The 14700-nt window shown below is 39.0% G+C and carries 15 protein-coding genes and 1 riboswitch; of the genes, 10 read left to right on the forward strand and 5 right to left on the reverse strand.

Annotated features, from left to right (window positions below; translation table 11 throughout):
• The first annotated feature begins 106 nt into the window (after positions 1-106).
• Positions 107-215, forward strand: a riboswitch (TPP riboswitch).
• Between the two features lie 124 nt (positions 216-339).
• The 4 genes from thiT (at position 340) to ACTHOQ_RS11345 (ending at position 3869) form a co-directional block, all read left to right on the forward strand.
• Positions 340-885 (forward strand): energy-coupled thiamine transporter ThiT, encoded by a 546-nt coding sequence (thiT, locus tag ACTHOQ_RS11330; RefSeq protein WP_440496298.1) that lies wholly within the window; start codon positions 340-342, stop codon positions 883-885.
• 564 nt (positions 886-1449) lie between these two features.
• Positions 1450-2202, forward strand: a complete 753-nt coding sequence (gene map, locus ACTHOQ_RS11335) for a type I methionyl aminopeptidase (protein ID WP_440496256.1) — start codon at positions 1450-1452, stop codon at positions 2200-2202.
• Positions 2203-2396: 194 nt separating this feature from the next.
• Complete coding sequence (locus tag ACTHOQ_RS11340; protein WP_440496257.1) at positions 2397-3233, forward strand: polyphosphate kinase 2 family protein; 837 nt, start codon at positions 2397-2399, stop codon at positions 3231-3233.
• 81 nt (positions 3234-3314) lie between these two features.
• On the forward strand, positions 3315-3869 hold the full coding sequence (locus ACTHOQ_RS11345) for a GNAT family N-acetyltransferase (RefSeq protein WP_440496258.1): 555 nt from the start codon (positions 3315-3317) through the stop codon (positions 3867-3869).
• A gap of 144 nt (positions 3870-4013) precedes the next feature.
• On the opposite strand, the gene ACTHOQ_RS11350 is transcribed toward ACTHOQ_RS11345, so the two are convergent.
• From ACTHOQ_RS11350 to ACTHOQ_RS11360, 3 genes are all read right to left on the reverse strand, one after another.
• A complete protein-coding gene (locus ACTHOQ_RS11350) occupies positions 4014-4586 on the reverse strand; it encodes a beta-class carbonic anhydrase (RefSeq protein ID WP_440496259.1) in 573 nt (190 codons plus the stop codon).
• Positions 4587-4735: 149 nt separating this feature from the next.
• Positions 4736-4939, reverse strand: a complete 204-nt coding sequence (locus ACTHOQ_RS11355) for a hypothetical protein (RefSeq protein ID WP_440496260.1) — start codon at positions 4937-4939, stop codon at positions 4736-4738.
• Between the two features lie 271 nt (positions 4940-5210).
• A complete protein-coding gene (locus ACTHOQ_RS11360; protein WP_440496261.1) occupies positions 5211-6446 on the reverse strand; it encodes an aminopeptidase in 1236 nt (411 codons plus the stop codon).
• Between the two features lie 199 nt (positions 6447-6645).
• Between ACTHOQ_RS11360 and motA the strand changes: the two genes are divergently transcribed.
• The 4 genes from motA to ACTHOQ_RS11380 all read left to right on the forward strand — a co-directional run bounded on the left by motA (position 6646) and on the right by ACTHOQ_RS11380 (position 10458).
• On the forward strand, positions 6646-7446 hold the full coding sequence (gene motA / locus ACTHOQ_RS11365) for a flagellar motor stator protein MotA (RefSeq protein WP_440496262.1): 801 nt from the start codon (positions 6646-6648) through the stop codon (positions 7444-7446).
• Positions 7430-8194: a flagellar motor protein MotB gene (gene motB, locus ACTHOQ_RS11370; RefSeq protein WP_440496263.1), complete on the forward strand. Its 765-nt coding sequence runs from the start codon at positions 7430-7432 to the stop codon at positions 8192-8194. Before motA ends, motB begins: the two co-directional genes overlap by 17 nt.
• A gap of 267 nt (positions 8195-8461) precedes the next feature.
• Positions 8462-9550, forward strand: a complete 1089-nt coding sequence (locus ACTHOQ_RS11375; protein WP_440496264.1) for a carbohydrate kinase — start codon at positions 8462-8464, stop codon at positions 9548-9550.
• Complete coding sequence (locus tag ACTHOQ_RS11380; RefSeq protein WP_440496265.1) at positions 9550-10458, forward strand: pseudouridine-5'-phosphate glycosidase; 909 nt, start codon at positions 9550-9552, stop codon at positions 10456-10458. The genes ACTHOQ_RS11375 and ACTHOQ_RS11380 overlap by 1 nt, the downstream gene beginning before the upstream one ends.
• Positions 10459-10616: 158 nt before the next feature.
• Here ACTHOQ_RS11380 and ACTHOQ_RS11385 read toward each other — a convergent pair whose 3' ends face one another.
• Positions 10617-10838, reverse strand: a complete 222-nt coding sequence (locus tag ACTHOQ_RS11385; RefSeq protein WP_440496266.1) for a DUF1128 domain-containing protein — start codon at positions 10836-10838, stop codon at positions 10617-10619.
• A gap of 182 nt (positions 10839-11020) precedes the next feature.
• On the opposite strand from ACTHOQ_RS11385, the gene ACTHOQ_RS11390 reads away from it, so the two are divergent.
• Together ACTHOQ_RS11390 and ACTHOQ_RS11395 are read left to right on the forward strand one after the other, a co-directional pair.
• Positions 11021-11350 (forward strand): YtxH domain-containing protein, encoded by a 330-nt coding sequence (locus ACTHOQ_RS11390; protein WP_440496267.1) that lies wholly within the window; start codon positions 11021-11023, stop codon positions 11348-11350.
• 153 nt (positions 11351-11503) lie between these two features.
• Positions 11504-12439, forward strand: coding sequence for a YihY/virulence factor BrkB family protein (locus ACTHOQ_RS11395; RefSeq protein ID WP_440496268.1), 936 nt, complete (start codon positions 11504-11506; stop codon positions 12437-12439).
• A 211-nt stretch (positions 12440-12650) separates the two neighbouring features.
• Here the strand turns inward: ACTHOQ_RS11395 and ACTHOQ_RS11400 are convergent, their stop codons facing one another.
• Complete coding sequence (locus tag ACTHOQ_RS11400) at positions 12651-14555, reverse strand: heavy metal translocating P-type ATPase (protein ID WP_440496269.1); 1905 nt, start codon at positions 14553-14555, stop codon at positions 12651-12653.
• Positions 14556-14700: the final 145 nt, after the last annotated feature.

A 14700-nucleotide genomic window follows, 5' to 3' on the forward strand; every position in this document is an offset into this window, starting at 1 on the left:
ACATTTACATATACGTGACATCCGCAAATTTAGTTTCAAAATAATAGCGGTTGATAATTATGGAAATATTCGATACAATGAGCTTGTTCAAACAATAAATACTTAGATGTACCACAAGGGGGGCCGAGTAAGTCGGCTGAGATTGTGCACGTGATTGCACTGACTCTTTGAACCTGTAAGTTAAAACTTGCGTAGGGATGTGGATAGAAACCGACTGTTCAAACGATAGTCAGGCTTTTGTCCTGATTATCGTTTTTTTTATGTTTTCTATTCCTTCTTCACTTCTGTTACATCGGAAAAAAGAAAGGGGCATTGTTATGGACAAGAAAAAAATTATTGATGATGGTGGAAATAGCGATTTTCGCTGCCATCGGACTCGTGTTGGACCAAATATCTTTTAAAATGTGGGCACAAGGTGGATCGATCAGCTTTGTAATGATTCCGATTATTTTAATGGCGATTCGTTGGGGATTGACAGCAGGCCTTGCCACAGGATTACTTATCGGAGTTATGCAAATGATGTTCGGTGCATATATTGTGCATTGGCTTCAAGCAATTCTCGATTATGGCCTGGCATTTACGGTTGTAGGCTTGGCTGCTCTTGTAAGAAAACCTTTATTGCAAGCATCCCTATCGCTTAATAAAGGAAAAATGACGCTATATATTATAATAGGAGCGTTGATAGGCGGCTCATTACGCTTTGTCTCACATTTGCTGGCAGGTGTTATTTTCTTTAAAGAATATGCGGGCGATGAAAATGTATGGACATATTCGATTATTTATAATAGTTCCTACATGCTTCCTGCAACTGTAATTACGGCTATTATTGCTGTCTTATTATTCACATCAGCACCGCGCTTATTGCAAAAGGTGCAGCAAGTTTAAATAAAATCAAAAGGTTTGTAGTGGAGTCATATCGCTGCAAACCTATTTCTTTTTTGTTGGGGAACTCTAATTTTTCAAGAAAATATACATAAAAAAGGTTCATCACCATAACATGGGGTTGATTTCCATTGCGGGTCGGACGCTTTCGTCGCAAAATAAATTTTGCTGTTCCCGCTGGAAGCTTGCTTGTGACTGTCGCTAATGCTTTCGTCACAGAGAAAATCTTGTAGCGAAAGGCGCTAGCCGTCAGCTGGTGTTTTTACAGTGCGAAAGGTGAAACCGTCAGCACGAACACTCGCCTCCCCTCCATTCCAATCAACTCGCCTTGGCATGAAGTTTTGTCATCCCCAACTTTTGATGAAGAGCCATAAAAAAGAATCCCTGTTTATTTTTGACAGCAAATTTACTTTTAATACCGATTCAATAAGCAATAATTTATCCTTCAAAATTATCGGTCATTTCTGTACGGAATGTTATTATTTAAAAAAACGTTGAACACTTACAACCGATTTTAAGTATGCTATAGTTAAGGGTAGACATTGTTTAAGAGGAAGGAAGTTACACATGATTGTTACAAATCAAGAAGAAATTCAAGCGTTTAAAAAAATCGGACGTATTTGTGCTGAAATTCGTGAGGCAATGAAAGCTGCGACAGCACCTGGCGTGACAACGAAAGAATTAGATGAAATTGCAGGGCGCATGTTTGCTGAGGCAGGCGCTATTTCAGGTCCGAAAGGCGAGTATGATTTTCCAGGCTATACATGCATTTCAGTGAATCATGAAGTTGCACACGGTATCCCAGGTAATAAAGCCATTCAAGAAGGCGATATCGTAAACATAGATGTTTCAGGCTCGTTGGATGGGTATTTTGCAGATACGGGAATTTCTTTTGTCGTTGGAGAAGGCTATGAAGAGAAGGAAAAACTTTGTACAGTAGCAAAATCAGCATTTGACCGTGCGATGACAAAAGTTAAAGCAGGTTCGAAGCTCAACCAAATCGGGAAAGCGGTGGAGCGTGAAGCACGTGATCACGGGTTGACGGTAATTATGAATTTAACAGGACACGGATTAGGCAAATCATTGCATGAAGAGCCAAACCACGTATTAAACTATTACGACGCTTGGGACACGACAATCATGAAAGAAGGCATGGTGTTGGCAGTAGAGCCATTCATTTCAGCTAAGGCTGAACATATCGTGGAATCGGGTGATGGCTGGACATTCGTAACACCAGATAAATCGTTGGTTGCCCAAATTGAACATTCCATTATCGTAACGAAAGACAAACCGATTATTTTAACAACTTTAGAAGACTGATTATAAAAATGCTGTGTAAAAGCTCAATTTGGCTTTTTGCACAGCTTTTTCTTATCCGGTTTTATAGTTCTATAAAAACTATGATTCAACATAAAATAATCAAATGATTCAAATAAATTAAAGCAACAATTACCATTTACATACACTTTCAAGTAAAATATATGTAATGATACGGAATAGAGGAGGCAGCTAAAATGAAGAAGCTTAAAAACTTGGATTTAACACTGGAAATGGATAAGAAAATGTATAAAAAGAAATTGAAAGTTCTGCAATATGAAATGCTTAATGCACAGCAATTTTTATTCAATAATAAAATTGGCCTTATTATTGCATTTGAGGGAATGGACGCAGCGGGCAAAGGGGGAGCCATTAAGCGTTTAACTGAGCGCATTGATCCACGCGGATTGATCGTAACGCCAATTTCCGCACCACAGCCCCATGAAATGCGCTATCATTACATGCACCGTTTTTGGAGAAAGCTGCCGCAGCACGGACAGATTGCTATATTTGACCGTTCTTGGTATGGTCGCGTATTAGTAGAACGCATTGAGGGCTTTGCGGAAGAACATGAATGGAAGCGTGCCTACAACGAAATTAATGACTTTGAAAAGCAATTAACAGATGAAGACTATATTATGATCAAATTTTGGATACATATCGATGCAGATGAACAGCTAAAACGCTTTAATGACCGTGCAGCAGACCCATATAAATCATGGAAATTGACTGACGAAGATTGGAGAAACCGGGAAAAATTCAGTTTATACAGTGAAGCAGCAGATGAGATGTTCGCTAAAACCGATACAGAAAACGCGCCTTGGTGTTTAATCCCGGGCAACGATAAATTGTATGCGCGCGTTCAAGTTTTAAAGGAAGTTATTTCCCATATTGAGAAAGAGGCAGCAAGACGCGGATTACAGCTGACAAATGTTTTCGAAGAACAGAAGGAAGTAGCGGCAGATGTAGAGCTGACAGAATTCATAGAAATACAGCCAAAGCCAAAAAAATCAAAAAAGAAAAAGTCAAAATAAATGACAAGCGAGCTTTGTAATGAAATGTAGGTGAGACATATGAGAAGCTTACTCAAGCTATTTCAAAAAAAGGAGGGTCCAATGGTTCAACTTATTGGGCAAAAATGTTCGTTGCGTACTTTTACCCCGTCGGATGCAAAGGCATTGGCAAAATTACTTGGGGACAATAAGCTCTATTGGTCAACATATGAACCATTACACCGAGAAGAATTTTATACAGAAGAGGCACAGTATAAAAAAATATTGGAGAGCTTGCATCTACTCCAGTCAAATCGGGAGTTTTCCTTTGGGGTTTTTCACAATGATACAGGCCAGTTAATCGGACATATTTCCCTTTATTCGATAAAGCGTTTGCCGTATTCGAGCGGATTTATCGGCTATTCAATGGATCAAGGTTTCATCGGCCGGGGGATTGTAACAGAGGCGGTTCATCTAGTGATGGAGTTTGCGTTTCTAACTATAAATATTCACCGTATCGAAGCATATGTAGCCCCTCAAAATAAAGCATCAATCCGCGTATTGGAAAAGTCAGGCTTTACGAGAGAGGGCTTGCTGCGGGAGCTGTTATTTATAAACGGGAAATGGGTTGACCATTATATGTACGCCATTTTGCAGCGGGATTTCAAAAATGTTTAATTTCTTTATGTGTAAAGTGTACGGAAACTTACGCGAAAGATATTAAAGCTTGGGTGGATTTCCAAAGTTAATATGGGAATATAATCAAATTAAAAAAAGCTATAGTGCTCATTCCACAGTCATTTGAGTGAGCACCATAGCTTATTATTCTTTACTGTCGATATTTCCGTCTGTCAGTAAATCCAGCTTTCCTGTTTGAGGATCAATGACAAGCCCATGCACAGGAACTCCATTTGGCATTAACGGGTGGCTTCTTACTAAGTCGACACTTTTCAAGACGCTTGTTTTAATATCCCCAAATCCACGCAGCCATTCCTTCAAATCTACACGCGCATAGTTAATAATGTCGAGTGTTTCCTGGGTAACCCCGCGTTCAAGCATATGACCAATCATTACATTTGGATCAACTGCACTCATTCCGCAATCATAATGACCGATAATATAAACTTCATCCGCTTTTAATTCATAAACAGCTACAAGCAAACTACGCATAATTCCACCGAATGGGTGATTCACGATTGCGCCAGCACTTTTTACAACTTTGACGTCACCATTGCGCAAGTTCATTGCTTTTGGTAATAATTCTACTAAACGTGTGTCCATACAAGATAAAACAACAATTTTTTTATCAGGATATTTCGTTGTAGCATATTCTTCATATTGCTTTTCAGCTACGAATTTTTCATTATATTCTAAAATTGTTTGTAATGCAGACATGTGCTGTTCATACCCCTTTCGTTTCTTTATATATTTTAAAATATTATTTAGATAATTTAAACAAATCCGTCCGATTTAAGTTAAATATTAATTAAATAGAGAGAAGCGCAACAAAAAACAACCGCCGAATTGAGCGGTTGTGAAAAATTTTAATGATGGTGGTGACCATCCAATGATTTTTCGTTTGGCGCAAATGCGCTGGCTTTTGAATCTATTACAACAGAATCATGAGATTGCAATCCGATACGCAAGTATACGATGAACAATACTAAACATACAAGGATAACAACCGAGTATCCTAATACTACTGCATAGTAGTCGGATAAAAATGGATGACGGTGATCAAACATCATAAAAACTCCCCTCTATTTAATAATAAGAATCATTAACCAATTATAACCTAATAAATTGGAACATTGTAGGGTAATTTATGCATTTATTATAGAATAAATTGTAAATATGGCGACATCTTGAAAATTATATTTCACTATAATAGGGTGTTCCTTCATAAAGCGGCTCTTCATGTCACTAATAATCATTTCGGAAATCAACAATCGTAAAAGCGAGCAGTATTTCAAAAATAGTGACAATGACTGCAGCTGAAACAACGGGAAAAACTATCCCTTAAAATGCCCAGTTGCCATTTCGGAATACTGGCTCGGCTTGGCCATCTGCTGTAATTCCATCAATATTCATCTCTGCAGAACCAATCATAAAATCGACATGTGTAATGCTTTCATTTAAACCATGCTTGCTTAGCTCTTCCCGTGACATCGTTTTCCCGCCTTCTACGCAAAACGCATAAGCACTGCCGATCGCTAAGTGGTTCGAAGCGTTTTCGTCGAATAATGTATTGAAAAATAGAATATTCGATTGTGAAATAGGTGATTGGAATGGTACAAGAGCTACTTCGCCTAAGTAATGGGAGCCTTCATCTGTTGCGATAAGGTTTTTCAATACTTCTTCTCCTCGTTCTGCCTCTACATCCGTAATACGTCCATTTTCAAATGTGATTTTGAAGTTGTCGATAATATTGCCGCCATAGCTTAGTGGCTTTGTACTAGATACATACCCGTTTACACCATCTTTATGCGGTACTGTGAAAACTTCCTCAGTCGGCATATTGGCCATAAACTCGTCGCCTTTTTCGTTGACACTGCCAGCCCCGCACCATAAATGCCCTTTTGGAAGCTCGATTGTCAAGTCCGTTCCTGGAGCTGTATAGTGCAGTTTAGTGTAGCTTTTGCTATTCAAGTAATCAACCTTTTCATGCAAGCTGTCATTATGCTGTGCCCAAGCTTCGACAGGGTTGTCCAAATCGGCACGTGTTGCTTTAAAAATAGCATCCCACAATGCGTCAACTTGCTCTGCTTCCGGTAAATCGGGAAATACCTTTTTTGCCCATTGCTTTGAAGGTGCTGCAATAACTGTCCAGCTGATTTTATCTGACTGTACATATTGTCGATATTTGTTAAGTGCAGTGCCCGCTGCTTTTTGGAATGAAGCAATCCGTTTTGAATCAATGCCTGAAAGTAGGTCCGGGCTTTGTGAAACGATGCTCATAAATGCGGCGCCTTGTTCAGCAAGCCATTCACGCTCCTGCACTTTCCAAGGAGGGAAGAAATCGAAAGAATCCTCTTGCGCCAACTCGTAGCGGGTGCGTGTAATTTGGTCATCCGTATAATCTACGAAAACTTGCTTTGCGCCAGCTTCATAGGCGATTTTTGTTACAATTTGAACAAATGGTGCCGAATCGATGGAAGCTGCGATGTATAAATACTGATTCGGCCGGATATTGACACCGATTTTTACTGCTAATTCTGCGTATTTTGTTAATTTTCCTTCGAACATAGAATTCATTTGAATCATTCCTCCGATAATAGTCTATAAAAGTTGGTTATTTTTGATACATTATAATCAAAAACATAGAAAAGAATAGAAAAATCGAATAATGCATCGAAAAATAAAAAAAATGCCTTTATATTAGTGTATAGGAAGTTAATAAAAAGATAAATATACCGAAATAAAAAAAGACATAGTAATATTGGAGGTACTACATATGGATATTTCATCGGTTGTTGGGATAATTATCGCCTTTTTCGCCCTTTTATTAGGGATGTTTATGAAAGGCGTAACACCCGACGCATTATTGAACCCTGCAGCTATTTTAATTATTATTTTTGGTACGATAGCAGCGGTTACAATCGCATTCCCAATGAAGGAATTAAAAAGAATTCCGAAACTTTTCAAAATTTTATTTACAGAAACAAAACTGGCAAGTGATATTGACCTAATTAAAATGTTTTCACAATGGGCTGATTTGGCGCGCCGCGAAGGATTGCTGGCATTAGAAAGCAAAGCAGCAGAAGTTGAAGATCCTTTCTTAAAAAATGGTCTGACACTTGCAATTGATGGTCAAAATGCGGACTATATTCGCGATGTATTGACAGAGGAAGTAGAAGCGATGGAAGACCGTCATGCAAGTGGAGCCGGAATTTTCACTCAGGCCGGTACATATGCACCAACACTCGGGGTATTAGGCGCAGTAGTAGGTCTTATTGCCGCATTAAAAGATATGACAGATATCGACAAATTAGGTGTTGCCATCTCAGCGGCATTCGTTGCGACATTGCTAGGTATCTTTACAGGCTATGTGCTGTGGCATCCATTTGCCAATAAGTTAAAACGTAAATCTTCCGTAGAAGTAAAGCAAAAGCAAATGATGATTGAAGGTATTTTATCAGTACTTGAAGGTGAAGCCCCTCGTGTAATCGAGCAAAAGCTAGCTTCATATTTAACGATGGAAGAACGTAAGCAAATTACGGAAAGCGGGGCGGGTGGCCTTGGCAAAGAAGCATAAGAAACATAAGAAGCATGAGGAACATGTCGACGAATCGTGGTTGGTTCCTTATGCGGATATTTTAACTTTATTATTAGCATTATTCATTGTTCTTTTTGCATCAAGCTCTGTGGATGAAAAGAAATTACAGCAAATGTCCGCTGTGTTCAATGAAATATTCACAAGCGGCACGGGCGTAATGGACAATCCAGCCGTTGTTCAAACACCAAATGGCTCTACATCAAATATTCAGTCAGGTGTTTCGAAATATATGGAAGATCAGGAGCGCCTTCAAGAAACGCAAAATCGTGTGGACGAATTTATTGCGATTAATGAGCTGGAAAATCAATTCGAAACAAAGATGACAGATGAAGGATTATTAATTACGATTCGTGATAGCATTTTATTCGATATGGGACGTGCGGAAGTAAAAGCGGAATATGCGACGATTGCCGATGAGCTATCTCAATTACTATTATTTGATCCGCCGCGTAATATTGTAATTACAGGTCATACAGATAATGTCCCAATCAATACTTCTGAATTTGATTCAAACTGGGATTTATCTGTTATGCGTGCTGTGAACTTTATGAAAGAAGTTGTTGCAGGGAATGAAGAACTCGATTCGAAATATTTTAGTGTGAAAGGTTTCGGAGAATTTAGCCCGATTGCGACAAATGATACAGAAGAAGGGCGAGCGAAAAATCGCCGTGTTGAAGTTCTTGTTCAACCTCGTGTAGCAGAAAATGGAGATATTATAGTAGAGTAGCGTAAAGGCTGTTTGGAAAGCAAAAATTTCCGAACAGCCTTTTGTGATAGTTAAAAAGCATATCGATAGGCTATTCAATATAAATAAAACAAGTGTGGATAATTGTTTTAAATTATTAGGAGTGGGCGATTGTTTTTCTTCACTTATATTAACTGTTTTTTTTAACATACTAAAAGATGGTTGAAAATTGATGTACAGAAATTTTTTTGACATTTTACAAACAAAAGTTTATAATTATAAACAAATGTTTGGTTTGAGGTGAGAGAGTTGAATGAGAAAGAAAAATTAATTTTTCAATTGATCAAAAAAAATCCCTATTTATCACAGCAGGAAATGGCGGAGCAATTGGGGATGTCGAGGCCAGCGCTTGCAAACATCATCTCATCACTTATTAAACGTGGAGAAATTTTAGGCCGAGCGTATGTCCTGCCAGAAAAAAATCAAATAATCGCAATTGGCGGTGCAAACGTTGATCGTAAGTTCACGATTGAGCAAGATGCACAGCTAGGAACCTCCAATCCTGCCACTGTTACAGAAGCAGTAGGGGGAGTGGCGCGCAACATCGCGGAAAACCTAGGATGTTTAGGCAACCATGTTTCACTGATTACCGTAATGGGTGAAGATCATGATAGTGCATTTATCGAACATAATTGCAGGAATTTAGTGAATTTGGATTTAGTGGAGAAGTTAAAGGGCTATAATACAGGGTCATATACAGCAGTACTCAATCGTGAAGGCGAACTAGTCATCTCGATGGCCAATATGGCGATTTACGATCAATTATTGCCGGCAGTTTTAAAAAAGCATGAATCGATATTGCAAAATGCCAGCTGTATAGTAATTGATTTGAACAGTCCGTTGGAGACTGTGGAATATGTCAGGATGTTCGCAACAGAGCGTAATATTCCATTGGCGATTATCCCTGTTTCTTCGCCTAAAATGAAAAATATGCCACAGGATCTGCACGGTGTCCATTACTTCATTTGCAATCGCGATGAAGCGGAGACTTATTTAAATATGAAGTTGGAAACATATGAACATTATGAAGAAGCTGTCCATACTATGTTGCAAAAAGGCGCAAAATACGTTGTCCTCACATTAGGAGAACATGGAGTAATGGCAGGTCATGCAGGCCAATTAACACATTACAAGGCAATTTCAACAAAAAACATTGTCGATGTTACAGGTGCCGGCGATGCTTTTGTAAGCGCATTTTTACATGGCGCATTGAACGATGAAGAGCTTGAAGAAGCAATCCAGCTCGGATTGGTAAATGCATCTAAAACATTGCAGTCTGATAAAACAGTACGAGAAGATTTAACAAAGGAAAACTTACTTGAATGGAGGAATTTATAATGGAACAATATTTATCATATTCACAAGAGGTATTGGAAGCAAAGGAGAAAGGTTTACCAATTATCGCTTTAGAATCGACAATTATTTCGCACGGTATGCCATATCCGCAAAACGTACAAACAGCACGCGAAGTTGAGCAGATTATTCGCGATGGTGGTGCGGTGCCAGCAACAATTGCATTAATCGACGGGAAAATTAAAATCGGTTTATCAGACGAAGAACTGGAAATGTTCGGCAACGCCCAGGGAGCTGCTAAAGCAAGCCGTCGTGACATTGGCTATTTACTTGCAACGAAGAAAACCGGGGCAACAACAGTGGCTGCAACGATGATCTGTGCAGAACTAGCAGGCATTGAGCTATTCGTAACAGGCGGTATTGGCGGTGTTCACCGAGGAGCTGAAACGACAATGGATATTTCTGCAGATTTGGAAGAATTGGCAATGACGAATGTAGCGGTTGTATGTGCAGGCGCAAAATCGATTTTGGATATCGGCTTAACATTGGAATATCTTGAAACAAAAGGTGTACCGGTAATTGGTTACGGCACTGACAAACTACCAGCGTTCTATGCACGTGAAAGCGAATTTGATGTGAACAACCGTGTTGATTCAGCAGAAGAAATTGCGGCTATTTTACGTGCGAAATGGGACTTAGGATTACGTGGAGGCGCATTAATCGCAAACCCAATTCCAGAAGAAGATGCAATGGAAGCAAGCGTTATTAACGGCATTATCGAAAATGCATTGAAAGAAGCGAAAGAGCAAGGCATCGCAGGTAAGGATGTAACACCATTCTTGCTCGGTAAAGTAAAGGAATTAACAGAAGGCAAATCGCTTGATGCAAACATTGCATTAGTGAAAAACAACGCACGCGTAGGCGCAAAAATCGCTGTCGAATTAAACAAATAATTATTATTTCCTGGGGAATAGCCAGGCAATAAAAAGAAGCTCGTCGAAATAAATCGATGAGCTTCTTTTCGTGTAGGCTAAAACACCGACTATTTACTTTATCGGTTTCTTCAATGACAACCGGAATTGGATAAGCTTGTTGGCGCTTTTATTGTTCATTACTTTCGCAGTGAGCCCAATTCGGCAACGATCGCATTCATTTCACTTGGGCTGAATGAATCTCGTTTCATAACCATTTTATATAAATATTGCAGATCTTCGTATTTCTCTTCATCAAAAGCATCTGATTGCATCGCGTCCACGTTTACCATACGAAGCTTTTCTTTGATTTGTTCAATCATATAGATGACATTTTGTTGTGATGGATTGGATAAGTCCATATTTTGTGCCCTACCTTTCAATGTATACAAAAATATCATTTCATGCACGGCGCTTCTTGTCAACCAGATAAAGTTATTTGAATGCTTTTAAAAATACCGAACATTCGATAAAATATACCTATATAAGTTTTGTAGAAAATTTTTATGGGAATATGAAAGCATATACAGGAGGAGAGAAAATAATGAAAAGCAAATTATTACCGTTTATAGCTATTGGCGCAGTAACAGGAGCGGCGATTAGTATGCTGGATAGACAAACACGTGAACATACTATAGAAACTGCAAAAAAAGCAAAAGAAACAATTGCGTATTATGCTGAAAATCGAGATGAATTGTTGGAGCTAGTCGAATCAAAAGTTGAACAAGCCCAATCAGTGTACGGGACAGTAAATAGTAATATCGAATCCATTATGCAAAACGGCAACGACATTAAAGAACTGCCTACGACAATTCAAAGCATGGTTTCAGAAACGATTCAGGCATTTTCCAAAAAGGATGAGCAAATCGGCTAATCAATTACGTCTTGGCATAATTGTTTCAGGTTTTATTTCGAATGCTCAAAAAACTTCATTTAAATATTATGATATCCGCTAAAGCATTATTTTGTCCCTGCGGATGTCCAAAACATCTGCTGAATCAAAATAACCTTAAAAGGTGGTGGCTACATGGCAGAAAAGCAAAAAATACGTGAAAAGATTGCGCTTATTAAATCATATATTTTACCTGAACGAAGTCAGGTCAATGTATTAACGACAAAGGGCTTTTTCCAGGATTTAATATACCGCATGCAAAAAGTTGATATGTCGGGAATGGGAGCGCAGCTTGCTTATTTCTTTTTGCTATCATTTTTCCCGATGCTTATTTTTATGGTGACACTTTTACCTTACTTGAGTTTGGAGCAAGGGCAAATTTTCGATTTTTTAAGTGATATTATGCCTGAAGAAGTTTACGGACTTATAGAAGGCACGCTGTCGGAAGTGTTGACAAATCAGAATGGCGGCTTACTTTCAATCGGTATTATCGGTACGGTTTGGTCAGCTTCGCGAGGGGTGGATGCGCTTATGAAAACTTTAAACCGCGCCTATGATGTTGAAGGCAAGGCGGGGTTTTTAAATCGTATTTGGTCCCTTATTTTTACAGTTTCATTAGTGGCAATCATTTTAGTGGCGCTTGTCTTACCGATTTTCGGTCAGCAAATCGGCAATATCGTGTTTGGCTATTTTGGTGTAGCTGAATCATTTGAAAGTATTTGGAATTCGGTTCGCTGGATTGCACCGCCTACGCTTATTTTCCTTTTATTAACGGTTATGTATTGGATTGTGCCAAATACAGACCCGCGCTTAACGGTACTTAGCGTAGTGCCGGGTTCTGTTTTTGCTACATTCGGCTGGCTAGTTTTGACATACGGTTTTTCATTTTATATTAATAATTTCGGGAACTATAGCTCCACATACGGCAGTATTGGCGGTGTCATTATATTAATGTTATGGCTATATTTTACCGGGATGATTTTAATATTAGGCGGTTTACTAAACGCAACATTCCAAGAAAGGCAAATCGCAAAGAAAAGCAAACAAGACGCAAAATCACCGGTTTTCTAAATAATATTAGCATTATAAATAAAGCACGGCGCTATAAATTTCAGCGCCGTGTTTTTGCTTTTGTTCCGATGTTTTCGCTTTTTGGACAATGCCAGACTCATCTGCTATTTTTCGCATCCTATTACTTCATCAGACTTACGAAATTAAACTCCCGGATATAAAGAAAAGGTAAGGCGCATTGCGGATACAGAGCGCCTTTACGAACAATCTTTTATACATTTTTACTCAACATGCGCAAGCCGTTTAAAATAACTAAAATGGTGCTTCCTTCATGCCCGATGACACCGATTGGAAGGCTGATAGCTTGAAAGAAATTCGAGATGATGAGCAGTGCTATGACCGTCAGCGAAAAGATGATATTTTGTTTCACAATTCGCTGCATTTTTCGTGAAAGTTTTACCGCATAGGCGATTTTCGATAAGTCATTTTTCATGAGCACTATATCGGCTGTCTCAAGTGCTACGTCTGTGCCGCCGCCCATGGCAATCCCCACTGAAGCAGTAGCCAAGGCAGGGGCATCATTGATACCGTCACCTACCATACCGACATGTCCAGACGATTGTTTATAGTTTCGAATATGCTCGACCTTTGTTTCGGGCAGGCATTCTGCAATATAGTTCGTTACAGCCGCTTCTTTTGCGATTGCTTTTGCCGTTGTATCATTGTCCCCTGTAAGCATCATGACATCAATGCCAAGCTCTTTAAGTGCAACAACAGCATTTTTCGCCTCATCCCGTACTATATCCTTCATTGCAATAAGGGCAGCAATTCCTTTATGATCTTTTAAAAATACAACGGTCTTTCCTTCATTGCCTAAGTCGTTTAATGCCCCGTCTGCAAAATCGTGAGCTAAATCATTTCCAACAAAATCTGGTTTCCCGATTGTATAGCGGTTTTGCCCGGACTCGGCTTTCATTCCGTAGCCTGGGATATCTTCAATCATAATATTTTGTGGAATGAGAATGTTGCGCTTTTTGGCATAGGATGTAATGGCCTGTGCGAGCGGGTGGTTTGATTGTGCTTCAATTCCCGCTATTAAAGCCAATGTATCCTTCTCATTCAAATCTTCACGGACGATAAAATCTGTTACGACAGGTGTTCCTTGTGTGAGTGTTCCGGTTTTATCAACGGCCAGTACACGTAGCGCACTTAAATGCTCCAAGTGCACCCCGCCTTTTACTAATATCCCATTTCTAGCCCCATTTGAGATGGCGGAAAGTGTGGCAGGCATTATAGCTGCGACCAATGCACATGGGGAAGCAACGACTAATAAAACCATTGCACGGTAGAAAGTTGTCGTCCAATCCCATCCTAATAAATAGTGGGGTAAAAACATCATTAAAGCGACAGTAATTAAAACCCCTTTTACATACACCCCTTCAAAGCGTTCAATAAATTGTTGGGATGGGGACTTTTCGCTTTGCGCGGATTGTACAAGCGTAATGATCTTTTGGAATAAAGTTTCGGTGCTTGGCTTCGTCACATTGACTGTCAATACGCCATTTAAGTTTACTGTCCCCGCAAACACATCATCGTCAATGTTTTTCGTAATTGGCATCGATTCACCTGTAATTGCAGCTTCATCAACAGTCGAAATCCCTTTGAAAACTTTCCCATCAGCAGGAATGCGTTCGCCTGGCTTTACTAAAATATGATCGTTTATTTTTAGATCTTTTACAGAAACTTTAATCGGCTCAAATCCTCCGCGTACAAGCCATGCTTCTTCCGGCTGCAGACCCATTAAGGAAGAAATTTCACGATGGCTTTTATTCATCGCATATGTTTCAAGAGCCCCACTTAAGGCAAATATAAAGATTAATACCGCACCTTCCATCCAGTATCCGATTATAGCGGAACCGATGGCAGCTAAAATCATTAAAATTTCTACATTTAAAGATTTGCTTTCAACTGTATCTTCAATACCTTCCTTTGCTTTCGCGTAGCCGCCGATTAAAAAGGCTGTTAAATAAGCTATTACAGCAGCTGTTGTTTGCTCGGTAGAATCCATTCGCCATGCGAGTAATATGATAAAACCGGAAACTAAAGCAGCAATCAATTCTTTATGTTCGGCAATTTTCTCATTTAATGATAAGTTTTCTCGATTAGAGTTTTTCATAAGTACCTCCTTGATAATGAAAATCATTGTTAAAACAAATGATAATGGATTTCATTTAGTTTATAATCATTTTTTATTTAGAATTATTATAATATAGAGGACGTGATTTGTAAATAACATACAATCAACAGGAATAATCAATTCC

The sequence above is a fragment of the Solibacillus silvestris genome (assembly GCF_051967575.1).
Lineage (GTDB): Bacteria > Bacillota > Bacilli > Bacillales_A > Planococcaceae > Solibacillus > Solibacillus silvestris_B.